Below are 26,397 nucleotides of genomic sequence, written 5' to 3'. Positions count from 1 at the left end.
GGAGCTTGACGGTACGTCAGCTCCGCCGAGGGGGCCAGGGTCGTGCGGGCCCGGGGCCCGGCGTCGCCCCGTAACCAGCGTGCCGGGCCCCGGTGGTCTCCGGTTCTCCAGTTGTCTCCGGTGGCCGCCGGCTCTCCGGTGGCCACTCCTCAGTCGGCCAGCGGCTCCTGCTGCGGCACGGGCACGGTGGCAGGCACCTGGCCGGGAGCCGCCGCGTCCGGCGCAGTCGCCTGCGCCGGGATATGTGCACCCGCTTCCGGCGCCGGAGCGTTGCCGCCCAGGCCCAGGCGGATGTGGACGATGCGCGCGAAGTCGTCGATGGTCCCGTTGCTGCGCAGCAGTTCCATCGGCGGGATCTCGACCCCGTAGCGCTGATGGACGGTGACCAGGATCTGGGCCGCCATGAGGGAGTCCATGCCGTACTCGTCCAGCCTGCGGTGCACGTCGAGCTGGTCGGCGTCCATGTGCAGCACCTCGGCCAGCAGTTCGCGCATCGTGGTGCGCAGATACTCCAGGGCCTCTTCCGGGAGCATGCCGCCCAGCCGGGCCAGCAGTTCCTCCCGGCTCAGACCGTCGGCGCCGCGTTCCGGCACGAGGGCGCGCAGCCGTGCGCTGCCGAGGAGGGGCAGCAGCCCTGAGGCGCGGGACCAGTTGATCCGGAGGATCGCGGCGACGTCGTCCCCGGCCCTCAGCAGGTCCTCCGCCGCGGCGAACACCTCCGCAGAGGTGGCCGTCTCGAAGCCGAACTGCGCCATGGACTCGGACAGTTCGTTCCGCGCGACGTAGCCCGCGTCCGCGATGGCGCCCCACGCCACGGTCAGCGCGCACTCGCCGTTCCGCCGCCGCCTGCGGGCCAGCGCCTCCAGATAGAGGTTCGCCGCCACGTAGGGGGCCTGCTTGAAGTTGCCGACGGTGGTGGTGCCGGAGGAGTAGAGCAGGAACAGGCCGAGGTCGTCGCCACGCTCCCTGGTCAGGGTGTCCAGGACCCGCGCACCGCCCACCTTGGGTGCCAGTACGGCGGCGATCCGCTCCTCGCTCAGCTCCGCCAGCGGCGCGTCGTCCAGACTCATGGCGCAGTGCACCACGCCTCGCAGGGGGTGTCCCGTGGCGTCCACGGCCGCCAGCACCGCACGCATGGCGTCCTGGTCGGTGACGTCGGCCGCGTGGGCCGTGGCGGTCACTCCCCGCGCGGCGAGCGCCTCCAGCAGCTCCGCCGCCTCGGGCGCCTCGGGTCCACGGCGGCTGACCAGGGCGAGGTGACGGGCGCCGAGACCCGCGAGCCAGTACGCGGTGGCCGCGCCGAAACCACCGGTGCCGCCGGTGACGAGGTAGCTGCCCTCGGGGTCGAGGCGGGGCGCGACGGCCTTCGGCCGGACGCGCGGCGGTTCCTCATGCGGGTCGAAGGTGACGACGACCTTGCCGATGTGCTTGGAGTGCTGGAGCAGCCGGAACGCCTCTTCGGTCCGGGAGGCCGGGAAGGCCGCGTAGGGCAGGCGCGGCATGTGCGCGCCCGCTCGCAGCTCGGCCCACTCGTGCTGCATCTCGGGAACGGCGGGGTCGTCCTGTGCGATACGGGAGATGTCCACCCCGAAGAAGGCGATGTTGTTGCTGAAGGGGCGCAGCAGCAGCGGCTTGTTCTCGTAGAAGTCCCGCTTGCCGAGTTCGACGAAGCGACCGCCCGGGCGCAGCAGTTCCAGCCCGCGTGCGATGGCCTCTCCGGCCAGGGAGTTGAGCACGACGTCGACACCGCGCCCCCCGGTGATCTCGCGTACCCGCTCCGCGAAGTCCAGGGTGCGCGAGTCCAGCACATGCCGGACTCCCAGCGTCCGCAGCAGGTCGCGCTTCAGGTCGCTGCCCGCCGTGGCGATGATGTGCGCGCCCTTGAGGGTGGCGTAGGCGAGCGCGGCCAGTCCCACACCGCCCGCCGCGCCGTGGACCAGGACGGTCTCGCCCGGCCTGACCCGCGCGAGCTGTCCAAGCCCGTACTGGACGGTGGTGATGGCGACGGTGAGCGCGGCTCCGTCCGCGAAGGAGACCGCGTCGGCCATGGGCCACAACTCGTGCCGGTTCAGCACCGTGTGGCTGGCGAGCGCGCCGTCCGCCATGCCCGCGACCCGGTCACCCGGCACGATGTCGTCGATGCCGGGACCGCAGGCGGTGACCACACCGGCGCACTCGACACCGATACTGTCCGCGTTGCCCCCGAACCTGGTGCCCTCGCGCACCGCGGCGGGCAGCATTCCGGAGGACTGGGTGATGTCGCGGAAGTTCAGACCCGCGGCGCGCACTTCGACGGCCACCTGCCCGGGGCCCGGCAGGGGCGGGGTGAACTCCTCCCACTCCAGCCGGTAGGAGAGCCCGGGGTCGCGCACCCGCAGCGCGAACGGCGTCTGCCCCGCCCGCTCGCGCTCGACGGGCCGTTCCCGCTCGCGCGGGACGAAGCGGTCCTGAGCGGTGAGCACGATCTCGTCCTCGTCCTCGTCCCCGTCCGCGTCCTCGTCATCCGCGTCGGAGCCGAGGAGTTCCCGTGCCAGGCGGTGCGCGTCGACGACGGCGTCCGCCGTGCGGTGGAGGCTGACGCGGCGGCCCGTGACATCGGAGTGCTCGTTGACCAGGGTGCGGGCCGCGCCCCAGGCGGCGGCGTCGAGGGGGTGGGTGACGTCCTCGGGCGTGGGGACCGCGCCGCACGGCCTGGTCACCAGCCACACTTCGGCGTTCACATGGCCCGGCAGCTTCTCGCACGCCGCCGTGACGGCTTCCAGCGCGGTGGCGCGACGCGCGGCGCGGGCCACGTCTTCGGCGGGGGACTCGGCGGGGGGCTCCGCTACGGAGCCCGCGCCGCCGTTCGCACCGCCGTTCGGACCGCCGTCGCCGAGGAGGACCGCGACGCAGACGCGTTCGGCCCCGGCACCGGCCGCCCCGGCGAGGTGGTCCGTCCAGGTGTCGCCGTCGTCCGTCAGAGAGACGGTGCGTGCCCGCCCGTCGCCGCCATGGGTCAGCACCTCAGTCAGCGCGGCGGCCAGCGGCGCCTCGCCTTCGTCCTCCGTCGCGAGGACGAAGGCCGTCGGGGTGCGCGGCGCGGGCAGGGCGGGCGGGGCGACGGCCTCCGGTGCGGGCGCCTCCAGCGGTGCGGGCGCCTCCAGCGGAGTGGACGCGAGGAAGACGGAGAAGTCCTCGCGGGCGGGCGGCTCGTCGTCCCCCGTCTGGACCACCTCGGTGAAGCCGCAGTCGGTGAGGACGCCGGGCCACCGCTCGCGGGGCAGCAGCACGGCGTCGGGGCGCAGTTCGCGGTCGGTGTTGGCGTAGAAGCTGTCCAGGGGCCCGAAGACCGGTGCGAGCGTCTCCACGTCGTGTGCCTCGATGCCCAGCAACTGGCCGCCCGGCGCGAGCAGCCCCCGTACCCGCCGCAGCGCCGCCTTCAGGTCCGAGGCCGTGTGCAGTGCGTTGGCGGCGATGACGAGGTCGAAGGAGCCGTGCGTGAAGCCCTGTTCGTCCGGCGCCGTGTCCAGGTCGAGGGTGCGGTACTCGACGAAGTCGTAGGCGCCGAAGCGGCCTTCGGCACGGGAGAGGAAGAGCGGGGACACATCGGTGAAGCAGTAGTGCGTGCGGTCGGCGGGGAGCATCGGCAGTACGGCCGCCGTGGTCCCGCCCGTACCGGCGCCGACCTCCAGCACGCGCAGCGTGCGGTCGGCGGGCCAGTGCCGGACCGTCTGCCGTACCAGGGCGGCCACGACGCGGTTGTGGAAGCGCAGCAGCGGCGCGACGTCGTAGAACTGCTCCAGCACCTTCGCCGTGGCCTCGGAGAGCAGCAGCTCCATGGGGTCGCCACCGTCCTGGAACGTGCCCTCCATCTGGTGCGCGGCCAGGGCGATGTTGGCCACGTAAGCGGGGTGGCGGGAGAGCAGACCGGCCCACATCGCGTCGGTGGGGAACTCCTCCACCAGCAGGTGGCGGCGCCCCTCCGCGTCCGGGGCCGACCACACCCCGGCTTCCTCCAGCACCCCGGCGAGCAGTGCCAGCGGACGGCGCTGGGACTCCGGGAATCCGGCGGCCGCGAGGTCGTCCGCCGTGAACGGCACGGCGGGGTCGTCGAGCACGGCCGCGACAGCGGCTCCGTACCGGTGGGCGACGCACTTCTTGAACAGCGGGAGCACTTCCCCGTACGCGAGGCCGCGCCACGCCTCGCGCAGCTTCGCGATGTCCCCGGCCGCCTCCGTGACGAGCTGGCGCGGCGACGGCAGGGGCGAGGGGGCGCTGGGCTTCCGCAGGTGCGGGGCGGCGCGCAGTTCGGTGCGGAGTGTGCTCAGCGGCGTGCGCCCCGCGATCTGTACGCGGCGCAGTCGGCAGCCCTCGATCTGCGCCGCCACGGCGCCGTGCGCGTCGGTGAGGAGGATGTCCCAGCGCACCTCGTCGTGGGACCTGCCGCGCTCCTCCACCCACATCAGCCCCTCGGTGGCCGGGGTGTCCCACACCCGTACCGCTTCCAGTACGGAGGGCAGATACGCGTATCCGTCCGCGAGACGGCCCAGCAGCAGGGCCACCCCCGTCTGCAAGGCGCTGTCCAGCAGGGCCGGATGCACGGTGTACGGATCGCCGGGGGCCTCGTGCCGGTAGGCCGCCAGCGCCGTGCCCTCGCCGGTCCACAGGTCCGTGAGCAACTGGAAGGACGGGCCGTAGCGCAGGCCCACCGCGTCGCAGGCCGTGTAGAACTCCCCGGCTTCCAGGGCGCGCGGGCAGGCGTGCCGTGCCCCTTCCACGTCGAGCGGTGCGGGCCGGGGCCGCAGGAGGCCGCGTACCCGGGCCCGCACGTGCGGGCGCGGCTCCCGGGACTCCTCGGTGGTGCTGGCGATCAGCACGGTGCCGTCGTCGGTGTCGAGAGAGGTGCGCACCTGGACGGATCCCGCGTCCGGCCAGGGGAGGACGAGGGCGTTGCTGATGTCGAGGTGCTGGACCTCGACGGCGTCGCCGAAGACCGCGCGGCCCGCCGTCATGGCCATCTCCGCGTAGCCGGTGGCCGGGACCACCACGCTGCCGCCCACCCGGTGGTCGCTGAGCCAGGGGGCCAGTACGGGTTCGACGGTGCCCGACCAGACGGGCTGTGGCGCGGGGAGCCGCTCGCCCAGCAGCGGGTGCTCCAGCTTCCCGTCGCCGCTGGTGCGCACCCACGACTGCGGGGTCCCGCGCCAGTGGCGCTGCCGCTGCCAGGGGTAGGCGGGCAGCTCGGCGACGCGCCCCTGGCGGGGGAAGTAGCGGCCCAGGTCCAGTTCGGCGCCCGCCGCGAGGAGCGTGGCGCGGGCGGTGTCCAGTTCCCTCTGCGGCGCTTGCCCGGCTTGCTCCGCCCGTGCCGCTCCGTCGCGGTGCAGCGTGGGGACGACGACGCAGCGCTCGCCGGGGCGCGTGGCGGTGATGCGGCGCAGGTAGCCGCGCAGGACGGGGTGCGGGCCGATCTCGACGAAGAGGTCGGCGCCGTCGTCCAGGGCGCCTTCGACGGCGGCGGCGAAGCGGACCGGGCGGCGCACGTTGTGCCACCAGTACGCGGCGTCCAGCTCAGGGCCCAGCACCCGGCGCCCGGTCACGGTCGAGCGGAAGGTGAGCGCCGCGTGGCCCGGTTCGAGCCCAGCGAGCGCGTGCGTCAGCCCGCCTTCGAGCCCGTCCATGGCGGCGCTGTGGAAGGCGTAGTCCAGGCCCACGTCGCGGAAGAACACGCCGCGTTCCCCCAGTTGCCCGGCCAGCTCCTCCAGCGCGGCGGTCTCGCCCGCGACGGTCACGTCCCGGCCGCTGTTGACGGCCGCGATCTCCAGCCGCCCTTCGTACGGGGCGAGTTCGGCCCTGGCCCGCTCCTCGCCGAGCCCGACGGCCGCCATGCGTCCGCTGCCCGCCGTGTGGGCCTGGGCACGGCTGCGTTCGGCGATCACCCGGGCCGCCTGGGCGAGGGAGAGCACCCCGCTGGTGTGCGCGGCGGCCACCTCGCCGACGCTGTGGCCCAGCACCATGTCCGGCTCGACACCCCGCGCCCGCAGCGAGGCGACGATGCCCAGTTGCACGGCGAACAGCAGCGGCTGGGCTGTCTCGGTGGCCTCCAGCCGCCAGTCCTCGGCCGGTACGGCCAGTGCTTCGGCGACCGACCAGCCCAGGTGGGGGGTCAGCTCCTTGTCGGCCTGGAGCACGGCGTCGCGGAAGGCCGCGTCGGAGTGCAGCAGACCGGCGCCCATGCCCGCCCACTGGGAGCCGTTGCCCGAGAAGACGTAGGCCACCCGGCCGCGGGCCACGCCCTGGGCCGTCGCGGTGACGGGCAGCGGCGCGCCGGGCCCGCTGGGGAGTGCGTCCGGGGACACGTCGGCGGGCGCGGGTTCCGCCTCGGCCGTCTCCGCCGTCCCGGGTTCCGTTTCCGCCGCTTCCGCCGTTTCCTCCGCGTCCGCCGCCAGCGCCGCCAGCCCCCGCGCGGCCTCGCGCGGGTCGTGCGCGAGGACGACGGCGCGGTGCTCGTGCCTGCCGCGGCGCAGCACGGAGGTGTGGGCCAGATCGTAGAACTCCTCGTCGGGCGCCTCGTCGAGCCGTCGCGCCGCACGTGCGGCCGCCTCCGTCAGCGCTTCGGCGGTACGGGCCGAGACCAGGAACGGCAGCTCGCGCCCGTCACACGCGGCGGGCAGCGGTCCCGGCCCGGGCTCCGGCGCCGTGGCGAGGATCGCGTGCGCGTTGGAGCCGCCGAAGCCGAAGGAGTTGACGCCGACGACCTGACGCCCGTCGCCGGGCAGCGGCCGTGCCTCCGTGGCGACGCTGAGGCCCAGCCCGGAGAAGTCGATGTGCGGGCTGAGCTGTTCGGCGTGGAGCGTGGGGGGCGCGGTGCGGTGCTTGAGGACGAGCAGCGCCTTGCACAGCCCGGCCATGCCCGAGGCGGGCTCCAGATGGCCCAGGTTGCTCTTGACCGAGCCCAGGGGCAGCGGTCCGTGGATCCGGCGGATGCCCAGGGCCCTGCCGATGGCCATGGCCTCCAGGGGGTCGCCCGCCGGGGTTCCGGTGCCGTGCGCCTCGAAGTAGGCCAGCTCGTCCGGGTGCACCCCGGCCTCCGCGTAGGCGGCACGCAGCAGGTCCTCCTGCGCCCGCTCGTTCGGCAGCGCGATGCCCAGTGTCCGCCCGTCGCTGTTGGACGCCGTCCCCAGGATCACCGCGTGCACGCGGTCGCCGTCGGCCAGCGCGTCGGCCAGCGGCTTGAGGACGACCACACCGCCGCCCTCGGCCCGTACGAACCCGTCGGCGTGCGCGGAGAAGGACGCACACCTGCCGCGCGGCGAGAGCATGGCCGCCTGGGAGAAGCCGATGTACTGGTACGGGCTGATCAGCACGTTGACGCCGCCGCACACCGCCGTCCCGCTCGTCCCCTCCCACAGGGTGCGGCAGGCACGGTCGAGCGCGACCAGTGAGGAGGAGCAGGCCGTGTCCACCGCCATGCTCGGCCCGCGCAGATCGAAGGTGTACGAGAGCCGGTTGGCGGCGATCGAGGAGGCGGCGCCCGACATCGTGTACGGGCCGATGCCGCGTTCGGCGTGCATCTGGAGGGCGCCGTAGGAGGCGTCGGAGATGCCCACGTACACGGCGGTGTCGGAACCGGCGAGCCGTGCGGGGGCGATGGCCGCGTCGTCGAGGGCCTCGGCGGTCAGCTCCAGCAGCAGCCGGTGCTGCGGGTCCATGTGCTCCGCCTCTGCCGGGGAGACGCCGAAGTAGGCGGCGTCGAAGTGCGCGACATCGTGCAGGAAGCCGCCCGCCGAGGTGTAGCTCTTGCCCGGGCGCGGCACCGAGGTGTCGGCGTAGCGCTCCTTCTCGAAGCGGTCGGCGGGCACCTCCCCCACCAGATCGCGCCCCTGTTCCAGGGCCGCCCACAGTTCACCGAGCCCGTTGATCCCCCCGGGCAGCCGGCAGGAGGCTCCGACAACGGCGATCTCCCGCCCGGTCGCGTCGTGCTGATGCGATGTCATGCGTGTGCGCTCTCTCTCCTCGACATCGGCGGCCGAGGGCGTCCGTCGGCCGGCAGGCGCTCGCACGCTAGGGGGAGGCGGTAGGCACCGGAAGGTGAACACGCCGCTACGGAGGGCGAGTCCGCGATTCATCCGGAAGGGCAGCCGTCAACGACGCTCCGCGCGTCAACGGTGCGGGTGAACTTGTGCTCCGCGGCCGTCGCGCCGCCCGCCCGCCCGTGTACGCCCAGGAACGCCCGTGGACGCCCGTGAACGCCCGTGGACGGCCCCTCCCCCGCGGCACGGAGCGCCACGGAACGGTCATCGGCCGGTGTTGAACTGTGCCGGAGACCGACGTAATGGACGTAATGGAGGCAGCACCTTGTCCGTTGTGATCACTGGCGCGAGCGGGTTTCTCGGCAGCCACGTCCTGCGGGAACTGCTCGCGGAGGACGCGCGGGAACCGGTCACCGTCCTGGGGCGCGGCGCCCCCGACGACCTGCGCGCACGCGTCGAGTCCGCCGTCGCCTCGCTGCCGGGCCCGCCGCTGGCGCCCGGAGCCCTGGGGCGGGTGCGGTACCTCGGCGCCGACCTCGCCCTCCCCGGTCTCGGCCTGGGCGCCGAGGACCGGGCACGGGCGACGGCAGGGATGACCGCGCTGTGGCACTGCGCCGCGCTCACCAGCCTCCAGGGCGACCCCGCCCGCCTCTTCGAGACCAACGTGCGCGGCACCCGCGCCGTACTGGAGCTGGCCGACCACGTGCCGGAAGCGCGGCTTCTGCACGTGAGCACCGCGTTCGTGGCCGGGAAGCGGCGCTCCGGACACGTCATGGAGGACGACCTCAGCGAGGCGGAGGGCTTCCAGACGTACTACGAGGAGACCAAGTACACCGCCGAGCGGATGGTCCACGACTGGGCGGGGCGCGGCGGGCGCGTCGCCACCGTGCTGCGCCCGAGCATTCTGGTCTCGGACCGTCCCGCTCCCGAGGGCTCCCCCGAGCAGACCCTCGATGTCGTCGTGCGGCTGATCGACGACGTGCTCGGCTCGCGCCGGGAGGAGGCCGACGAGGAGGTGGCGGCGCTCGTCCCCGCCCGTGGCAGCGCGCTGCCCTTCCGGGCCGTCGGCGTCCCGGGCGCCGCGATGAACGCACTCCAGGTGGACTACGCGGCGCGCGCCATGGTGCGGGTGGCCGCCGCGCGCAGGGCGAACCCGGCTCCCGGCGTACGGACCGTGCACGTCACGCACCCCCGGGAGACCCCGTTCCAGGCGGCGCGGGAGGCCCTGGAGGAGACCTGTCCGGGGCTGCGGCTCTCGCTCCTGCCCACCGTCCCGGCGCCCACCCGCCATGAGGCGCTCGCCATGGAGCACTGGGCCCAGTTCTCCGGCTTCAGCACCCAGGACCGCACGTACGACAGGACGCACCTGCTGGAGGACCTGGCGTGCACGGGGGGCCTCCCGGACCCCGCGCCCCTGGACAGCGCCTATCTGAGGCGGGCCATCGAGCGGCGCTCCCTCGCGGCGGCGGGCGTGTCCTAGCCGTCCGGGGCGGGCGGGCCGCGCGGGCCTGGGCGGGTGAGCCGCCACGTATCGAGGCTCCCGGCGCGGGTACCCGGCGCCGGGGGGCCCCGGTCGGCGCCCCGACGTCCCGGCATCCCGGCACCTGGCGGCGCGGCGGCGCGGACCGGCCGGGAGGACGCGACGACCTGGAGGAGGCCGACGTGAGCGGGACGAAGAGCGGGAACAGCGAGCAGGACAAGGCGCTGGCGCGGACACTGCTGAAGCACTACGGGCGCACGTACGCGCGGGAAGCGGGCATCACCCTGCGTGACACGCCCTCGCCCCTCTACCGGCTGCTGGTGCTCTCCCTGCTGCTCAGCGCCCGTATCCGCGCGGACATCGCGGTGGCGGCGGCCCGCGCGCTCTCGGACGCGGGGATGCGGGACGCGCGGCGGATGGCGGACGCGACGTGGCAGCAGCGCGTGGACGCGCTCGGCGAGGGCGGCTACCGGCGCTACGACGAGAAGACCGCCACCCAGCTCGGCGACGGCGCCGAGCTGCTGCTGCGCGAGTACAAGGGCGATCTGCGCAGGCTGCGCGAGGACCCGGACCCGAAGAAGCGCCTGCGCGAGGTCCCCGGCATCGGCCCCACGGGCACCGACATCTTCCTGCGCGAAGCGCAGGCCGTGTGGCCCGAGTTCGTGCCGCACATCGACCAGAAGGCGCTCCAGGGCGCGGAGCGCCTGGGGCTGCCGCGTTCGGCCGACGCGCTCGCGCGGCTGGTCACCGAGCGCGAGGTGGCGCCGCTGGCGGCGGGGCTGGTGCGCGCGGCGCTCGACAAGAAGGTCGCCGACGAGGTCCGCGAGGCGGCCGGAGTCTGATCCCGTCTCCCCGGCCCGCGCCCCACGGGACACGGTTCAGAGGTCGAGCACGGCCTGTACGGGCAGGTGGTCGCTGGGGAACTGTCCGTCGAGGGAGAAGGTGTTGATGGCGGCGTAGCGGCTGCGGACCCCGGGCGAGGCCAGGATCCAGTCGATGCGCTCCCCGTCGGGCACGAGCGGCTTGTAGCCGTGGAAGGTGGCGTAGAGCTTGCTCCGCCGCTCCGCCGTGTCCCAGGTGTCGGTCAGCTCGCCGCCCGCCAGCATCGCGTCGTAGACGGGGTTGCCGTGCGCGGGGACGTTGAAGTCGCCGGTGACGACGCGGGGCACGTCGGCGTCCAGGGCGTCCAGGCGCTCGGTGATGAGCGCTGCGGAGCGCTCGCGCGAGGGCTGGCTCTGGTGGTCGAGGTGGGTGTTGAGGTGGTAGAGCGCGCCACCGGTGCGGCGGTCCGTGAAGCGGATCCAGGTGACCATGCGGATCACGGTGTTGCCCCAGCTCCTGGAGCCGATCAGGGAGGGCTGGTCGGAGAGCCAGAAGTGGTCGAACTCGGCCGGGGTCAGCCGCTCGGTGTCGTAGAAGACGGCCATGAACTCGTCGCGGCTGCCGCCCGCGCGGCCGGTCCCGATCCAGTCGTAGCGGCGCGGCAGATCGGCGGCGATGTCCTTGAGCTGCCCGTACAGCCCCTCCTGCGTGCCGACGAGATGCGGCTCCTCGCGCCGCAGCAGTGCGCGGGTGACGGGGCGGCGCTCGGCCCAGCTGTGGGGTGTCTGGTCCGAGGGGTAGCGGAGGTTGAAGCTCATGACCCGCAGCGCGTTCCCGTCACGCCCGGCGCCCGTGGCCTCCTTCGACGTGGCCTCCTTCGGCGTGTCTTCCTTCGACGAGGCGGCGTGCGCCGGGGCGGTGGCGCGGGCGGCGAGGGGCAGCGCGAACGCCGCCGCGACCGCGGTGCGCAGGCCGTGGCGGCGGCTGATTCCGCGGCTCTTCGGGGCTGCGGTCATGGCGTCCTCCGGTGTCCTGGGCGGGTGTCCTGGGCGGGTGTCCTGGGCATGGGGCGGCGGCCGGTCCGGGCCACGGGAGAGTCTCAGGCGGCCGGGTGTGAGGGAAGTGGCACCCGCACGAAGGGTGGGGGAACGCGCGATGTCGCGGGCGGGCGGCAAGCCCGTCACCTGCCGCCCCGGCCCGTCGCCCGCCGCTACTTGCCGCTCTCGGGACCCGCGAGATGGCGGGCGATGACCATGCGCTGGATCTGATTGGTGCCCTCGACGATCTGGAGGACCTTCGCCTCGCGCATGTACCGCTCCACGGGGAAGTCCGTCGTATAGCCGTAGCCGCCCAGGAGTTGGACGGCGTCCGTGGTCACGCTCATCGCCGCGTCGGTGCAGAAGAGCTTGGCCATGGCCGCCTGCTGCGCGAAGGGCTGCCCCGCGTCGCGCAGCCGCGCTGCGGAGAGGTAGAGGGCGCGCCCCGCCTCGATCTGGGTGGCGGCGTCGGCGAGCATGAAGCGCAGCCCCTGGAAGTCGGCCAGGGGACGGCCGAACTGCTCGCGCCCGTGCGTGTAGGCCAGCGCCTCGTTCAGCGCCGCCTGGGCGACGCCGATGGCGCACGCGGCGATGCCGAGTCGGCCCGAGTCGAGCGCGGACAGCGCGACGGCGAAGCCCTGGCCCTCCTCACCGAGGCGGTGCGTGTCGGACACGCGGACGCCGTCGAAGTGCACCTGCGCCGTGGGCGATCCTTTGAGGCCCATCTTGTGCTCGGGTGGCGCCGCCGACACGCCCTCGGCGTCGGCCGGGACGAGGAACGCGGTGATGCCTCTGGGTCCTTCGCCGCCCGTGCGGGCCAGGAGGGTGTAGAAGTCGGCGATGCCTCCGTGCGTGATCCACGCCTTCGTCCCGTCGATGACCCAGTCGTCGCCGTCGCGCACGGCGCGCGTACGGAGGGAGGCGGCGTCGGAGCCGGAGGAGGGTTCGGAGAGGCAGTAGGCGCCCAGGAGTCCGCCGCCGAGCATGCCAGGAAGATGTTCGGCGCGCTGCTCCTTGGTACCGAAGGCCGCGAGCGCGTGACAGGCGAGGGAGTGGACGCTGACCCCGAGGCCGACGGTGAGCCGCGCCGCGGCGAGTTCTTCGAGCACCTGGAGATAGACCTCGTAGGGCTGGCCTCCCCCGCCGTGTTCCTCGGGGTACGGGAGGCCGAGCAGTCCGGAGGCGGAGAGCAGGCGGAAGGTCTCGCGCGGGAAGCGGCCCGCGAACTCCTCTTCGCTCGCGGCGGGTTTGATCTCCCGCTGGACCAGCTCGCGTACGAGAGCCATCAGGTCCCGGGCTTCTTCGGTGGGCAGTTGGCGTTCCACCGGGTGCGGGCCGTACTCGGTCATGGCGGCGCTCTCCTCCTGTCGGGCGCTGCGGCGGCGTGCGCCGGGGTGTGGCGACGGCGCCGTTGTGTCCCCGGCCCTGCGGACCGGGCCGGGGGTGGCACTGCCCCTGCCGCGATGGTGCCGCGCCGGGTTGCGACGGCGGCTGACCTGCGGCTGTGGCGAACTGGAGTATGCCCGATCGGAGGCGTGCCGTCACTGAGTGAGTGGTCGGGGAGGGGTGGGGCGCGCCGAGTGGGGCGGGTGGGGAAGCGCGGGGACGTGAAGTGGTCGAAGACGGAACGGAATTGGTAGGGACCATTGACGTATTGGTCTAGTCCTTCTAGATTCCAGCGCAACGTACGGACCGTTCATGCGCATGTCACCCACAACAGCCGCGGACGGACCGCGCGCCACCTCATCGCACCCCCCGCACCCCACACCGCGAGGAGAACCATGCCCGGACCGGACCGGCACGTACCGGCGGACCCCCACCCCGAGCTACCCGTCCACCCCCACAGACCCGGCGCGGCACGGCGCCGACGCGGCTTCCGGGGCCTCCTGGCCGCCGCGTGTACGGCGGTGCTGGCGGCGACCCTGCTGTCGGCCACCGCCTCCGCGAACGCGAACGCGAACACGGCCCAGGACGCGCGGCCCGCGGCCCAGACCGCCCAGCGGACTGCGCAGACGACCCAGGCGGCGGACACGAAGGCCACAGCCGCGGGCAAGGTCGTCGGCTACTTCACCAACTGGGGCGTCTACCAGCGCAATTACCACGTCAAGAACATCGAGACCTCGGGCTCCGCGAACAAGCTGACCCACATCAACTACGCCTTCGGCAACGTCCAGGGCGGCAAGTGCACCGTGGGCGACTCCTACGCCGACTACGAGAAGGCGTACACCGCCGACCAGAGCGTCGACGGCAAGGCCGACACGTGGGACCAGCCGCTGCGCGGCAACTTCAACCAGCTCATGAAGCTGAAGAAGGCCCACCCGAACCTCAAGGTCCTGTGGTCCTTCGGCGGCTGGACCTGGTCCGGCGGCTTCGCCGAGGCCGCCAAGAACCCGGCCGCCTTCGCCGACTCCTGCTACAGCCTCCTCAACGACTCCCGCTGGGCCGGTCTCTTCGACGGCATCGACATCGACTGGGAGTACCCCAACGCCTGCGGCCTCACCTGCGACACGAGCGGCGCCGCCGCGTTCGGGAACGTCATGAAGGCGCTGCGCGCCAAGTTCGGCGCGAACAAGCTGGTCACCGCCGCCATCACCGCCGACGCCTCCAGCGGCGGCAAGCTCGACGCGACGGACTACAAGACCGCGTCGCAGTACGTCGACTGGTACCTGCCGATGACGTACGACTACTTCGGCGCCTGGGACGCGAAGGGCCCCACGGCTCCCCACTCCCCGCTGACCAGCTACAGCGGCATCCCGAAGGCGGGCTTCAACACCGCCGACACCACAGCGAAGCTGAAGGCCAAGGGCGTGCCCGCGAGCAAGCTGCTGCTCGGGCTCGGCTTCTACGGGCGCGGCTGGACCGGCGTCACCCAGTCGGCCCCGGGCGGCACCGCGACGGGCGCGGCACCCGGCACGTACGAGGCGGGCATCGAGGACTACAAGGTCCTCAAGACCAAGTGCCCCACCACGGGCAAGGTCGGCGGCACCGCGTACGCGCACTGCGGCAACCAGTGGTGGAGCTACGACACCCCGGAGACGATCGGCACCAAGAGCGACTGGGCCACCCAACAGGGCATGGGCGGGTCCTTCTTCTGGGAGCTGAGCGGTGACACCGCCAACGGAGAGCTGATCAAGGCCATCCGCTGACGTCGGCCGTCGGCGGCGGCCCATGAGGGAGGCCGCCGACGGCGGTCACCGGCCCACCGGGACTGACACGGCAACCACCGCACGGGGAACGCCGGGGGACGGCTTCCCGCACACCGTCGGCCGGTGAAGCGCTGCTCGGAGCCTTCACCGGCCGACGGGCTCTCGTGCGCCGGGCACCCGCGCTGACGCGCACCGACGCGCGCCGACGCGGCCGATTGTCAGAGGCGGGTGCGAGACTCCGTGGCATGAGGTCCGACCAGGTGGGAGAGGTGCGCGAGGCGGTTCCGGTGCCGGAGAGGGGACCGGCGCCGGGCGGTGGGGCGTCCGATGCCGGGCCGCCCGTCGCCCAGCGGTGGGCGCTCGCCGAGACGGAGGACGGGCGCGCGCTGGTCTGCCCCCTGGACGCGCACGGCCGCGCGGCGGGCCCGGTCCGCGTGGAGGGGTCACCGGCGGCCGCCGTGCGGGACCGCCCGGACGTGGTCCGCTGGGTGTGGCGGTCCACGGCCTCCGTGTATCCCCGGCTGCTGGACGCAGGGGTGCGCGTGGAGCGGTGCCATGACGTGGAGGCGGCCGAGGCGCTGCTGCTGGGGCACGAGGGGCGCGCGGGGGCGCCGCGTTCCCTCCCCGCCGCCTGGGCACGGCTGCACGGCGCTCCCGTCCCGCCCGATCCGCCCCTTGTCTCCCGCGAGGCCGATCCCGAGCCCTCCCTCTTCGACGCGGGCCCTGTCCCCCTGCCCGAAGGCGTGGACCCGCTGGAGGCGCTGCTGGAGGTGTACGCGGCACAGGGCGAGCGCACCGCGGCCGCCGAGCACCCGGACAGGATGCGGCTCCTGCTGGCGGGCGAGTCGGCGGGGACGCTGGTCGCGGTGGAGATGGGACGGGCAGGCGTGCCGTGGCGCGCGGACGTGCACCGCGAGCTGCTGGACGAGCTGCTCGGGGAGCGCTATGGGGGCAGCGGCCTCCCCCGTCGCCTCGCGGAGCTGGAGGAGGAGATCTCCCGCGCCTTCGGCCCCGAAGCGCATGTGCGGCCCGATCTGCCCGCCGACATCCTGCGCGCCTTCGCGCGCGCGGGCATCGCGCTCTCCTCCACGCGCGCGTGGGAACTGCGCGAGATCGACCACCCGGCGGTGGAGCCCCTGCTGCGGTACAAGAAGCTGTACCGCCTCTATACGGCGCACGGCTGGTCGTGGCTGCGCTCCTGGGTGCGCGAGGGGCGGTTCCGCGCGGAGTACGTGCCGGGCGGGACGGTGTCCGGCCGGTGGACGACGAACGGGGGCGGGGCGCTCCAGATCCCGAAGGTGGTGCGCCGCGCGGTCGTCGCCGATCCGGGCTGGCGCCTGGTCGTCGCGGACGCGGCGCAGATGGAGCCGCGCGTGCTGGCGGCCGTCTCGCGGGACCCGGGACTGATGGCGGTCGCAGGGGACGACGGCGATCTCTACACCGCGCTCTCCGAGCGCGCCTTCTCCGGCGACAGGGGCGAGGCGAAGCTCGCCCTGCTCGGCGCGGTCTACGGCCAGACGAGCGGCGACGGCCTCAAGAACCTCGCCGCGCTGCGCCGCCGCTTCCCGTACGCGGTCGCGTATGTGGACGAGGCCGCGCGCGCCGGTGAGGAGGGTCGGCTGGTGCGCACGTATCTGGGCCGCACCTGTCCGCCTGCGGGTGGCGGGGGCGAGGACGGCGAGCAGGGCGGGAGCGGTCCCGAGGGGGACCTGGGCGAGGAGCCGGGCGGCCCGCCCGCTTACGGGCAGGGCGGGGGCGGCGGCGCGAGCGCCCGCGCCCGAGGCCGGTTCACCAGGAACTACGTGGTGCAGGGCAGCGCGGCCGACTGGGCGGTGCTGATGCTGGCCGCGCTGCGCCAGGAGCTGCGGGACATGGCGGCCGAGCTGGTCTTCTTCCAGCACGACGAGGTCATCGTGCACTGCCCGGCCGAGGAGGCCGAGCGGGTCACCACGGCGATACGCGCGGCGGCCGACCACGCGGGCCGGGTCACGTTCGGCGAGACCCCGGTCAGGTTCGCCTTCACCACGGCGGTCGTGGAGTGCTACGCGGACGCGAAGTGAGTCGCGGGGCGGGGCACGGAGCGCTCGCGGAGCCGCTGGGGGCACGGGCGGGCGCGTGAGGCCGCGTACCCCGGATGGCCGAGCCCCGAATGGCGGACGGGTGAGGCCCGGCCCAGGGTGAACCGTATGAGCACACCAACCGGCACACCGGCGGACGAACCAGAGGGCTGGGGCGGCACATCCCGGACGGGCGGCTCGTCCGGCGTCGGACCCACCGGAGGCCCCGACGAGCCCGACGACCGGAGCACCGGAAACCACGACGCGAACCAGAACCCGCACCCGATCTGGAGCCAGGGTTCCGGAGGCGCGCCCAGCACATCCCGGACGGACGGCTCGTCCGGCGTCGGGCCCACCGGAGGCCCGGGCGAGCCCGACGACCGGGGCACCGGAAACCACGGCGCGAACCAGGACCCGCACCCGCACCCGGGCTGGGGTTCCCACAGCGCGCCCAGCACATCCCGGACGGACGGCTCGTCCGGCGTCGGACCCACCGGAGGCCCCGACGAGCCCGACGACCGGAGCACCGGAAACCACGACGCGAACCAGGACCCGCACCCGCACCCGGGCTGGGGTTCCCACGGCGCGCCCGGCACGGGCGGGGCGGCGGGGCCCGGCGAGGGCGTGCGCTGGGGCGGTCCGGGTGGCGCCGGGCGGGGCGGGCCGGGGGCCGGTCCCGGAGCCGGGCTGCCTGCGGGGATGCTGGGCAAGCTGTCGCGCGCGGCCTGGCAGTACGTACTCGTACTGGGCCTCCTCTCACTGGTCCTCGGCGTCCTCACCCTGCTCTGGCCCGGAGCCACGCTCCTCGCCGCAGGTGTGCTGTTCGGCGTCTATCTGCTGGTGAGCGGCGTCTTCCAACTGGTGTCCGCGTTCGGCACGCACGCGTCCACGGCGCTGCGCGTGATGGCCTTCATCAGCGGCGCGCTGTCCATCCTGCTGGGCCTGTTCTGCTTCCGGGGCGCCTTGCAGTCGGTGCTGCTCCTCGCGCTGTGGATCGGGATCGGCTGGCTCTTCCGCGGCATCACCCAGGCCGTGGCCGCCGCGTCCGACGAGGCGATGCCCGCGCGCGGCTGGCAGGTCTTCCTCGGCGTCGTCAGCGCGCTGGCGGGCGTCGTGCTGCTGGTCTCGCCGTTCAGGACGGCCGCCGTGCTGACCGTGCTCGCTGGGTGCTGGCTGCTGGTGCTGGGCATCGTGGAGATCGTCACGGCCCTTCAGATCCGCGGCAAGGCGAAACACCTGGACACGGGCAAGGATGGCGAGCGCCGGGACGCGGACCGGGCGGGCGGGGCGCGCCACGCGGCCCGCCACCACTGAGCCCGCCACCACTGAGCCCGCCACCACTGAGCCCGCCACCAAGCCCTCCCCCGCCCCCTTGGGCTCAGCCCTCGGCCAGTTCCTCCCGCAGCCGCCGCGCGACGGACTCCGCCTCGGCCTCGTCCGCGTAGCGCGTGCGCGGCCAGAAGAAGCCCCGCAGCCCGTCCTTGCGGTTGCGGGGCACCACGTGGACGTGGAAGTGGGGCACGGACTGACTCACCTTGTTGTTCGCGGCGACGAAGGACCCGGCGGCGCCCATCCCCCGCTCGACGGCGCCCGCGAGGGTCTGCACGCGGGTGAAGAAGGGGCCCACGGCGTCCGGCGGCAGATCCGTCAGCGTCCCGACGTGCTCCCGGGGCACGGCCAGCACATGCCCGTGGAAGAGGGGCCGGGTGTCGAGGAAGGCCACGGCCACGTCGTCCTCGAAGACCCGGTGCGCGGGGGTGCGTCCGGCGACGATCCCGCAGAAGAGGCAGCTCTTGTCGCTCACGGTCCCAGTGAACCCTCCCGTCCCGCCACGCGACCCCCAGCGACACCGCACCGCGCACATCTCCGCAGCGCAGCTCCGTCCGACGCGTCGCATCGCGCTCCTGTGCGGGTACCCGATGAGAATGCCCGTGCGCGACACCCGTACGGGCCGCCCGTGTCCCCGACCACGCCCGTACCCCAGAAGGAGAGCACCGTGACCGAGCCGGTATCCGCCCCCGCTCCGGCCGCCCTGGAGCCCGATCCGATCGCCGACGCGGCTGCCGAGGAGTTGCAGCTGCGCCGCGAACTCGCCGCCGTGTACCGGCTGGTGGCGCACTTCCGGATGACGGACCTGATCTTCACCCATATCTCTCTGCGGCTCCCCGGCCCCGATCACCACTTCCTGATCAACCCCTACGGGCTGCTCTTCGAGGAGATCACCGCCTCCAACCTGATCAAGATCGACATGACCGGCGAGCCGGTGGAGCCCACCCCGTACACCGTGAATCCGGCCGGGTTCCTGATCCACAGCGCGATCCACTCCGCACGGACGGACGCGCGCTGCGTGCTGCACACGCACACCAAGGCGGGGTGCGCGGTGGCGGCGCAGCGCGAGGGGCTGCTGCCGCTCAGCCAGATGTCGATGGAGTTCTACGGGCGCGTGGGCTACCACGACTACGAGGGCGTGGCCCTCAACCTCGACGAGCAGCGCCGCCTCATCGACGACATCGGCGAACACCCGGCGCTCATCCTGCGCAACCACGGGCTGCTCACGGTGGGCGAGACGGCGGCGCAGGCGTTCCTGCGGATGTACTACCTGGAGAAGGCGTGCGAGATCCAGGTGACGGCCCAGGCGGGCGGGGCCGAGCTGACGACGCCCCCGCCCGAGGTCTGCGCGTACGCGGCACGGCAGCTCAACAACGAGGTCGGCGGCGATCTCCAGGACACCGTCGCGTACGGCCTGGCCTGGGACGCAATGCTGCGCCTCCTGGAGCGTACGGCTCCCGACTACAAGGACTGACGACAGGGCGCGGGACGCGCGACCGGCCGGGACGGCGGAACCGTCCCGGCCGGTCGTCCGGCGTGCTCACATCCCCGTGTCGCAGCAGCCGTCGCGCCGCATCAGATGCCCGGCGCGCCGCCAGTGCTCGGCCGCGCTCTCCCCCTCGCCGCCACCGGCCCGCTTCTCCACCTGCGCGGGCGCGGGGAAGGACTCCACGAGTTCCTTCTGTGCGAAGGGCACTCCCCCGCGCAGCACCGAGACCGTCCGCACGAGCGTGTCGAAGTCCGTGAAGGGGTCGCCGTCGATCAGCGTGAGGTCGGCCAGCTTGCCGCGTTCCACGGTGCCCAGATCGCGTTCGGCGCCGAAGACGCGCGCGGCCAGCACCGTCGCGGTACGCAGGGTCTCCGCCGGGGAGAGCCCGGAGCGGTGCAGCGCGCGCAGCGCCATGTGGAGGTGCAGGCCCACCGGGACGAGCGGGGTGTCGGTGCCGAGCGCGACGAGCCCGCCGCCCGCGAGCACGCGGCGGTAGAAGCCGGTCTCCCGGTCCAGGGTGGCCAGTTCGTCCGCCGTCGGCGGCTTGGCCGCCAGCGCCTCGACGGCCTGCACGTCCCAGGGCGGCATCAGCCGGGTGACGCGCGGATCGTCCGCGAGCGCCGGATCGGCGCCGACGAGGGGTGAGGCCGTGAACGGGGTGGCGACGAGGTGGAAGTCGCCCGTGTGCGTGTAGATCTCCTCGACGTCCTGCTGCGCGCGGCCCGTGGCCGTCGTCGCGTGCCCGAACTCCAGGCGCTGCGTGGCCTGGAGATGGGTCGTCAGATCCTGCCCGAGCTGGATGCCCGGGGTGCACAGATGGCTGCCGGAGCGCACGCCGAGCCGCTCGTGCGCGAAGGCGGACGCCTCCTCCATGATCCAGCCGGGCGCCCGCACGTACGTCTTGACGAAGTCCCAGCCGAGGCCCGAGGCGCGGTCCAGCGAGCGGCGCAGCCCCTCCCTGGTGCGGTGGGCGCGGCCCATGCTGTAGGCGACGCGCGCCCCGTCGAGGAGTTCGCCGGTGGCCAGCAGCCGGGGCCCGGTGAGGCTGCCGTCAGCGAGGGCCTCGCGGAGCCTGGCCTGTTCGTAGGCGAAGCCTCCGAGGGAGACGGCGGTGGTGATGCCGTACGCGAGCTGCGCGGTCGTCAGCCTGCCCCCGTACGTCGACTGCCAGGGGTGCGTGTGGCAGTCCCAGAGCCCGGGGATCACGGTGAGCCCGGAGGCGTCGATGTGCCGGGCTCCGTGGCGTCCGGCGCGGTGGGGCGCGACGGAGGTGATCCGTCCGCCGCGCACCGTCACGTCCACGTCCTCGCGCACCGTGTCCCCTGTGCCGTCCCACAGCCGCCCCGCGTGCACGACGGTGTCCCGCGACCGGTGCCGGCGGGTCTCCAGCGGCACCCTGACGGTGCGGGCCTTGCCGGGTTTGCCGTCGCGTACGGGGAGGAGCCGGAGCTTTCCCGAGGAGAGGTAGAGCAGGGTGCGCGAGTCCCCCGACCAGGAGGGGTGGTCGGCGGCCTCGTCGGTGACGCGGCGCGGTTCGCCGTCGGGCGTGCCGTCGGGCCGTACGGGCAGCAGCCACAGCGCCGACTCCGCGACCAGCGCCATCCAGCGGCCGTCGGGTGACCAGACGGGGCCCGAGTCGTAGCGGTCGGAGAGGGAGGTGTGCGGCGCGGAGGCGTGCAGGACGGCCTCGCCGCTCGTGGCGTCCACGACGCGGACGAGGTTGTAGCCCTCGCGGAAGCGCTGGTTGAGGCGGTTGCGGTCGCACAGGGCGATGCGGCGTCCGTCGGCCGACCAGGTGGGTCTGCCGGGCAGGCCGCCCGAGCCCAGCGGCTGCGCGAGGACGCGCTCCTCGCCACCGTCGCCGCCACCGTCGCCGAGGTCCCGCACGACGAGGGCGCCCGTCATGTCCAGGCAGGCCAGCCGCTTCCCGTCGGGCGAGAGCACGGGGAAGACCCGGCCGCCGGAGGCGAGTACCGTCTCCTCGCCCGAGGCGAGGTCGCGGCGGCGCACGGCGAGGAGGCCGTCCCTGTCGTCGGCGTAGAGCAGTCCGCGTCCGTCCGGGGTCCAGGTCGGGGCGAGGACGTAGCGGGTGGGCGCCGACTGGACGATCTTGCGCGGTCTGCGTCCGCCCGAGATCTCGACGGTCCACAGCGCGTTGAGCGCGGCGAAGGCGACGGTGCGCCCGTCGGGCGAGAGCGCGGGCAGGTGTACGCCGCGCACGGGGCGCCCGCCGCCCGCCTCGAAGCCGTAGTCCTTCACGCGGTAGCGGGGACGTTCGACGGGCATCGCCGCCGTGAAGGGGATCTCCTCCGTCTCGCCGGGGTCCTTGGCCCGTACGACCGTGAACCGGCCGCCCACGGTGAGCAGCAGTTCCTCGGGCGACGTCCAGCGCGGCGGCACGGGCTGGACGTCGCCCTCCACGCCGACGGCCTCACCGTCCACGACGAGCGTGCAGGAGGCGGCGGGCGCGGGGGTGGTGCGCAGATAGGCCAGCCGTCCCGAAGCGGAGACGGCGGGCGTCATCACCTGCGCGCCCGAGGTGTCCTGGTGCTCGGTGCGCACGGCGCCCTCGCCGTTCGCCGCGACGGACGCGACGGTACGGGCCCGCAGCACAGGGCCCGTCGGCCCTGTGACGGCCTCGGCCCGGACGAACAGGACGCGTTCGCCGTCCGGGGACCAGGTGGGGTCGAAGTCCTCCCATGCCCCGCCCTGGAGGGGCCCGTCCTGACCCGGCAGGCCCGTGAGGCGGGTGAGGCCGCCGGACGCGAGGTCGAGGACCCAGATGCGGTAGGGGCTGCCCTTGACCGTCTCGCCGCCCCGCTCGGAGGCGAACGCGATCCGCCGCCCGTCGGGCGACCACGCGGGACCCCTGTCGTCCCAGGGCCCGTCGGTGCGCTGGCGGAGCCCGGTGCCGTCGGGGCGCAGCGTCCAGATGTGGAACCCGCCGCCCTTGTACGCGCAGACGGCGAGCTGCCGCCCGTCGGGAGAGAAATGGGGCCGGGTGGGTTCGAGGTCGGGCGTCGTCAGCGCCTTCGCCTCGCCGCCGTCGCGGGGAACGGACCACAGCACGTTCTGCACCTCGGCGACCAGCCGGTCACCGGTGGGCGAGAGGGTGGCCGCGCCGTTGGTGGCGGCGGTGAGGGTGAGCGAGGGGGTACGGGCGGCTGCGGCTGCGGGTGACGGCGCGCCCGGCGCTGCGGACGGCGCCGCGGTGGCGGCGGCAGCTGCCGTGCCGGTACCCGCCGTGATCGCCGTGGCGGCGGTGGCCGCGGTCGTCGTCTGGAGGAAGCGCCGCCGGGTGAGCGGTCTTTCCGGGCCGGAAGCGTCCAAGGGGGCCAACGGTTCTCCCAGGGCACGTGAGTGGCGCAGGACAGGAGTGACGCGACGTACGAGCCGCACGATCGTCGCAACGCGTGGCGGGGCCGTCAACAGTGCGTATCGGCCGGTGTGGCGGAAGCGGATCCTCGCGCTCCCCCTGGGTGGCGGGGCCCTGTCTGCCCGTCAGACCGCCGCTCCGTCAGCCGCCCCGTCAGGCCGTCGGCGCGGCGTCCGGGAGGTCCAGGTAGGCGCGGAGCCGGCGCGCCGCTGGGGTGAGCGCGTCGGGGGCCGGGACGGCGACGGAGACCTCCCACACCGGCCCGGGGTCACCCGCGAGGGGGACGGCACGCAGCCCGGACGCCTCCGGCTTCCTCGCGAAGTGGCCGGGTACCACCGCCGTGCCCAGGCCCTCGGCGACGAGTTCGATGAGGCTGTGCACGTCGTTGACCTCCAGCTCGACCTGCCGCGCGACCCCGGCAGCCGCGAAGGAGAGGTCCGTCAGCCGCCGTACGCCCCAGTCGGGCTGGAAGTCCACCAGCGCCTCGCCGTTCAGCTCCGTCCAGCGCACCTCGTCGCTGCCCGCGAGGGGGTGCAGCGGATGGCAGAGCAGCACCATGGGCTCGCTGGTCAGGGGCAGCAGGCACACGCCCTGCGGCGGCTGTTCGCAGAGCGCGACGAAGGCGAGGTCGAGGTGTCCGGCGGCGACGGCCTCCACCAGCGCGGCCGAGCCCGCCTGCCGCAGCCGTATCTCCACGCGGGGGTGATCGGCGCGGAACCTGGCCAGCAGGCTGGGCACATGGACACCCGCGATGCACTGCTCCGTCCCCACTGAGAGGGTGCCGCGCAGCAGGCCCTGCACGGCGGCCACCGCCTCCTTGGCCGCCCGTACGCTGGCGAGCGCCCGCGTGGCCTCGGTCAGCAGGGCGCGGCCAGGGCCCGTCAGCTCGACGCTGCGCGTGGTGCGGACGAACAGCCGCGCGTCCAGCTCCCGCTCCAGCGCGCGCACCGAGGCGGACAGGCCCGACTGGGAGACCATGAGGCGCTGCGCGGCGCGCGTGAAGTGCCGTTCCTCGGCGACCGCGACGAAGTATTCGAGATGACGGAGTTCCACGATTCAGCAGCCTAGCCACTGAATCCGTTCGTTTTCTTCTATTGGACGGCTCGCCGCCCCCGAGAGAGGCTGAAGCGGCCCACGGGCCCCTTCCTTTACCTCCCCTCGACGACGCTGGAGACCTCCGCCGTGTACGAAGCCGACGCACGCCGCTACGACGCGATGCCCTACCGCCGCACGGGCCGCAGCGGCCTCCGGCTGCCCGCGGTATCGCTGGGCCTGTGGCACAACTTCGGCACCGACCGCCCGCTGGACGGCCAGCGCGCCATCCTGCGCCGCGCGTTCGACCTGGGCGTGACGCACTTCGACCTGGCCAACAACTACGGCCCGCCGCCCGGCTCGGCGGAGACCGCTTTCGGCCGGATCTTCCGCGAGGACCTGCGGCCCTACCGGGACGAGATCGTCGTCTCGACGAAGGCGGGCCACCTCATGTGGCCTGGCCCGTACGGCGAATGGGGCTCGCGCAAGAGCCTGCTCGCTTCCCTGGACCAGAGCCTGGGGCGCATGGGGCTCGACCACGTCGACATCTTCTACTCGCACCGCCCCGATCCCGACACTCCCCTCGAAGAGACGATGGGCGCGCTGGACACGGCGGTGCGGCAGGGCAAGGCGCTCTACGCGGGCGTCTCCAACTACTCGCCCCAGCAGACGCGGGAGGCCGCGCGCATCCTCGGTGAGCTGGGCACTCCGCTGCTGATCCACCAGCCGCGCTACTCCCTGCTCGACCGCACGCCCGAGGACTCGGGCCTCCTGGACGAACTGGAGGCGCTGGGCACCGGCTCCATCGTCTTCTCGCCACTGGCGCAGGGACTGCTCTCGGACCGCTATCTGGAGGGGGTGCCCGAGGGGTCGCGCGCCGCGAGCGCCAGCCCGTTCCTGCAAGCCGACGGGATCACCGAGGAACGGCTCACCGTGCTGCACGCGCTGAACGAACTCGCCCGCGAGCGGGGGCAGTCGCTGGCGCGGATGGCCCTGGCGTGGGTGCTGCGGGGCGGCCGGGTGACATCGGCGCTGGTCGGCGCCAGCAGCCCGGAGCAACTGGAGGACAACGTGGCAGCCGTGCGGAACCTCGACTTCTCGGAAGCGGAACTGGCCCGTATCGACGAGGTGCTGGGCTGCGGGACGCCCGAGCGGCGCGAGGTGTCCGCCACGGGGCGCTGAATCCGTCGGCCACCGGACACCGAGCGGTTCCGGAGCGGTGCCCGGCGCGCGGTGCGGGGCTACGGTGCGTCCATGCTCCCGGACATCGGGCTCTACTACCCGTACATCCACTTCCGCAGCGACGCCTGGCTCAAGACCGCGGCCCTCTACTGGCCGCACCTGGCACGCGTGGTGCCGGGCGACTACGAGCTGCGCGACTCGCGCACGGTACGTGCCCTGGCCGACGACCTCGGCTTCATCACGGCCATCGGCCCGGCGCGCACGGCCGAGGCCATCGCCCCCGTCTTCCTGGAGGTGATCGAGCGGCACGGCGACGCACTGGCCCGCCGCTACGGGCACCCCGAACGGGGGCTGCCCCCTTGGCAGGCGGCACCGGACGCGCACGTGTGGGCTCCTCCGGCCGGTCCGGCGATCGTGGACTCCGAGCCCCGGGCCCCGTTCGCCTGGTCCCCGGAGCCGGGCGAGGTCTGGGCGACGCCCTCTCCCGCCGACCCCGACGCCGGGGGCCCGGACGACGAAGGACCGACGCTGGCCGGACTGTCCTACCAGGAGGTCGCCCCCGCGCTGCGAACGGCCCTCTACGAGGCGGGCCTCGCCGTGGAGTCGCAGCGCTCGCGGTTCGGGCGCGGGGACGCGCTGCCCTGGGTCGCCATGGCCGCTCCGCTGGTCTGGGTCTACAAGTGCGCCTTCACTGAGCACCTGGCCAGAGCGGGCGGTTACGCGCCCACCACCGACCAGGAGTACGCGCACATGACGTCGGACGGCTGGACGGCCGACCGCGTCGCCCGCGTCCTCATCGACGGGGAGCCCGAGCCCTCCCCCGGCGAACCGGAAGGCCCAGAAGGCCCGGAAGGCGAGGGTCCGGGCCGGGCCGCCGCCATGGCCATGCTGGCCGTCGAGATCGTCGCACCGGCCGACATCGCACGCGTCCCCGTCGAGAAGATCGTCAGGCTGCGGACCGGCCACCGGGCCGAGTTCGACGCGTTCACCTCCGCCGTGAGCGGGCTCGCGGCCGAGCTGCACGAGGATCTGGCCGCCGTCGTGGACCCCGAGAGCCGTGAACTGCGTCTGCGGCTCGCGGTGCGGGACCGTCTCGCGACCCCGCTGGACGAACTCCGCAAGGCGATGCGGGCGCTGCGCTTCTCCGTCGCGGCCGACACGCTGACCATGAAGGTCGAGCTGCCGAGCGCGTTCACCGCCGTCGCCGGGTCCGCGCTCGCGGGAGAGCCCGTCGTGGGCAGCGTCGTGGGCGGCGCCATCGCCGTCGCGGGGGTGCGGCGTGCCGCGTCCCGGCAGCGGGAGGAGCTGCTGAAGGGGTCGCCGGTGGCCTATCTGCTGTGCCTGGAGCGCGGGCTGCGTCCGGCGCCGCTGCTGCGCAGGCTCACCGGAGGCCGCTGAAGCTGAACCGGGGCGGCGGAGGCGGACGGTCCGCCTCTCC

General features: G+C 73.9%; 14 protein-coding genes. 8 read left to right on the top strand and 6 right to left on the bottom strand.

Features of this window, described 5'->3' with window-relative positions; translation table 11 throughout:
- Nucleotides 1–149: 149 nt before the first annotated feature.
- Entirely contained in the window at nucleotides 150–7,973 is a 7,824-nt protein-coding gene (locus ACWGJ2_RS37585) for an SDR family NAD(P)-dependent oxidoreductase (RefSeq protein ID WP_453350878.1), read from the bottom strand.
- A gap of 370 nt (nucleotides 7,974–8,343) precedes the next feature.
- Between ACWGJ2_RS37585 and ACWGJ2_RS37580 the strand changes: the two genes are divergently transcribed.
- Entirely contained in the window at nucleotides 8,344–9,489 is a 1,146-nt protein-coding gene (locus ACWGJ2_RS37580; protein WP_453350881.1) for an SDR family oxidoreductase, read from the top strand.
- 182 nt (nucleotides 9,490–9,671) lie between these two features.
- The gene (locus tag ACWGJ2_RS37575; RefSeq protein ID WP_453350877.1) at nucleotides 9,672–10,331 is read left to right on the top strand and encodes an endonuclease; all 660 of its coding nucleotides are present in this window, start codon (nucleotides 9,672–9,674) and stop codon (nucleotides 10,329–10,331) included.
- A 36-nt stretch (nucleotides 10,332–10,367) separates the two neighbouring features.
- On the opposite strand, the gene ACWGJ2_RS37570 is transcribed toward ACWGJ2_RS37575, so the two are convergent.
- Together ACWGJ2_RS37570 and ACWGJ2_RS37565 are read right to left on the bottom strand one after the other, a co-directional pair.
- On the bottom strand, nucleotides 10,368–11,327 hold the full coding sequence (locus ACWGJ2_RS37570; RefSeq protein WP_453350876.1) for an endonuclease/exonuclease/phosphatase family protein: 960 nt from the start codon (nucleotides 11,325–11,327) through the stop codon (nucleotides 10,368–10,370).
- A gap of 194 nt (nucleotides 11,328–11,521) precedes the next feature.
- On the bottom strand, nucleotides 11,522–12,697 hold the full coding sequence (locus ACWGJ2_RS37565; protein WP_453350875.1) for an acyl-CoA dehydrogenase family protein: 1,176 nt from the start codon (nucleotides 12,695–12,697) through the stop codon (nucleotides 11,522–11,524).
- 432 nt (nucleotides 12,698–13,129) lie between these two features.
- On the opposite strand from ACWGJ2_RS37565, the gene ACWGJ2_RS37560 reads away from it, so the two are divergent.
- The 3 genes from ACWGJ2_RS37560 to ACWGJ2_RS37550 all read left to right on the top strand — a co-directional run bounded on the left by ACWGJ2_RS37560 (nucleotide 13,130) and on the right by ACWGJ2_RS37550 (nucleotide 17,865).
- Nucleotides 13,130–14,494: a glycoside hydrolase family 18 protein gene (locus ACWGJ2_RS37560; protein WP_453350874.1), complete on the top strand. Its 1,365-nt coding sequence runs from the start codon at nucleotides 13,130–13,132 to the stop codon at nucleotides 14,492–14,494.
- 245 nt (nucleotides 14,495–14,739) lie between these two features.
- Nucleotides 14,740–16,554 carry a bifunctional 3'-5' exonuclease/DNA polymerase gene (locus ACWGJ2_RS37555; RefSeq protein WP_453350873.1) on the top strand — a complete coding sequence of 605 codons (1,815 nt, stop codon included), beginning with the start codon at nucleotides 14,740–14,742 and terminating at the stop codon, nucleotides 16,552–16,554.
- Nucleotides 16,555–17,250: 696 nt separating this feature from the next.
- Entirely contained in the window at nucleotides 17,251–17,865 is a 615-nt protein-coding gene (locus tag ACWGJ2_RS37550) for an HdeD family acid-resistance protein (RefSeq protein WP_453350880.1), read from the top strand.
- A 64-nt stretch (nucleotides 17,866–17,929) separates the two neighbouring features.
- On the opposite strand, the gene ACWGJ2_RS37545 is transcribed toward ACWGJ2_RS37550, so the two are convergent.
- Nucleotides 17,930–18,355 carry an HIT family protein gene (locus ACWGJ2_RS37545; RefSeq protein ID WP_453350872.1) on the bottom strand — a complete coding sequence of 142 codons (426 nt, stop codon included), beginning with the start codon at nucleotides 18,353–18,355 and terminating at the stop codon, nucleotides 17,930–17,932.
- Between the two features lie 228 nt (nucleotides 18,356–18,583).
- On the opposite strand from ACWGJ2_RS37545, the gene ACWGJ2_RS37540 reads away from it, so the two are divergent.
- On the top strand, nucleotides 18,584–19,354 hold the full coding sequence (locus tag ACWGJ2_RS37540) for a class II aldolase/adducin family protein (protein ID WP_453350879.1): 771 nt from the start codon (nucleotides 18,584–18,586) through the stop codon (nucleotides 19,352–19,354).
- A 66-nt stretch (nucleotides 19,355–19,420) separates the two neighbouring features.
- Here ACWGJ2_RS37540 and ACWGJ2_RS37535 read toward each other — a convergent pair whose 3' ends face one another.
- Nucleotides 19,421–22,699 carry an amidohydrolase family protein gene (locus tag ACWGJ2_RS37535; RefSeq protein WP_453350871.1) on the bottom strand — a complete coding sequence of 1,093 codons (3,279 nt, stop codon included), beginning with the start codon at nucleotides 22,697–22,699 and terminating at the stop codon, nucleotides 19,421–19,423.
- A 199-nt stretch (nucleotides 22,700–22,898) separates the two neighbouring features.
- Nucleotides 22,899–23,798, bottom strand: coding sequence for a LysR family transcriptional regulator (locus ACWGJ2_RS37530; RefSeq protein ID WP_453350870.1), 900 nt, complete (start codon nucleotides 23,796–23,798; stop codon nucleotides 22,899–22,901).
- Nucleotides 23,799–23,927: 129 nt separating this feature from the next.
- On the opposite strand from ACWGJ2_RS37530, the gene mgrA reads away from it, so the two are divergent.
- The gene (gene mgrA / locus ACWGJ2_RS37525) at nucleotides 23,928–24,959 is read left to right on the top strand and encodes an L-glyceraldehyde 3-phosphate reductase (RefSeq protein WP_453350869.1); all 1,032 of its coding nucleotides are present in this window, start codon (nucleotides 23,928–23,930) and stop codon (nucleotides 24,957–24,959) included.
- A gap of 72 nt (nucleotides 24,960–25,031) precedes the next feature.
- Nucleotides 25,032–26,357, top strand: coding sequence for a DUF6236 family protein (locus ACWGJ2_RS37520; RefSeq protein ID WP_453350868.1), 1,326 nt, complete (start codon nucleotides 25,032–25,034; stop codon nucleotides 26,355–26,357).
- Nucleotides 26,358–26,397: the final 40 nt, after the last annotated feature.

Source organism: Streptomyces sp. NPDC054796 (assembly GCF_053611545.1).
Note: the sequence above shows the minus strand (reverse complement) of the source record. Positions and strands in the feature narration are given on the sequence as shown.

Bases quoted from the DNA above. Each gene is read 5' to 3' on its own strand.
- ACWGJ2_RS37585 (WP_453350878.1), bottom strand. From the start codon at position 7,973: ATGACATCGCATCAGCACGACGCGACCGGGCGGGAGATCGCCGTTGTC.
- ACWGJ2_RS37570 (WP_453350876.1), bottom strand. From the start codon at position 11,327: ATGACCGCAGCCCCGAAGAGCCGCGGAATCAGCCGCCGCCACGGCCTG.
- ACWGJ2_RS37565 (WP_453350875.1), bottom strand. From the start codon at position 12,697: ATGACCGAGTACGGCCCGCACCCGGTGGAACGCCAACTGCCCACCGAA.
- ACWGJ2_RS37560 (WP_453350874.1), top strand. From the start codon at position 13,130: ATGCCCGGACCGGACCGGCACGTACCGGCGGACCCCCACCCCGAGCTA.
- ACWGJ2_RS37555 (WP_453350873.1), top strand. From the start codon at position 14,740: ATGAGGTCCGACCAGGTGGGAGAGGTGCGCGAGGCGGTTCCGGTGCCG.
- ACWGJ2_RS37550 (WP_453350880.1), top strand. From the start codon at position 17,251: ATGCTGGGCAAGCTGTCGCGCGCGGCCTGGCAGTACGTACTCGTACTG.
- ACWGJ2_RS37520 (WP_453350868.1), top strand. From the start codon at position 25,032: ATGCTCCCGGACATCGGGCTCTACTACCCGTACATCCACTTCCGCAGC.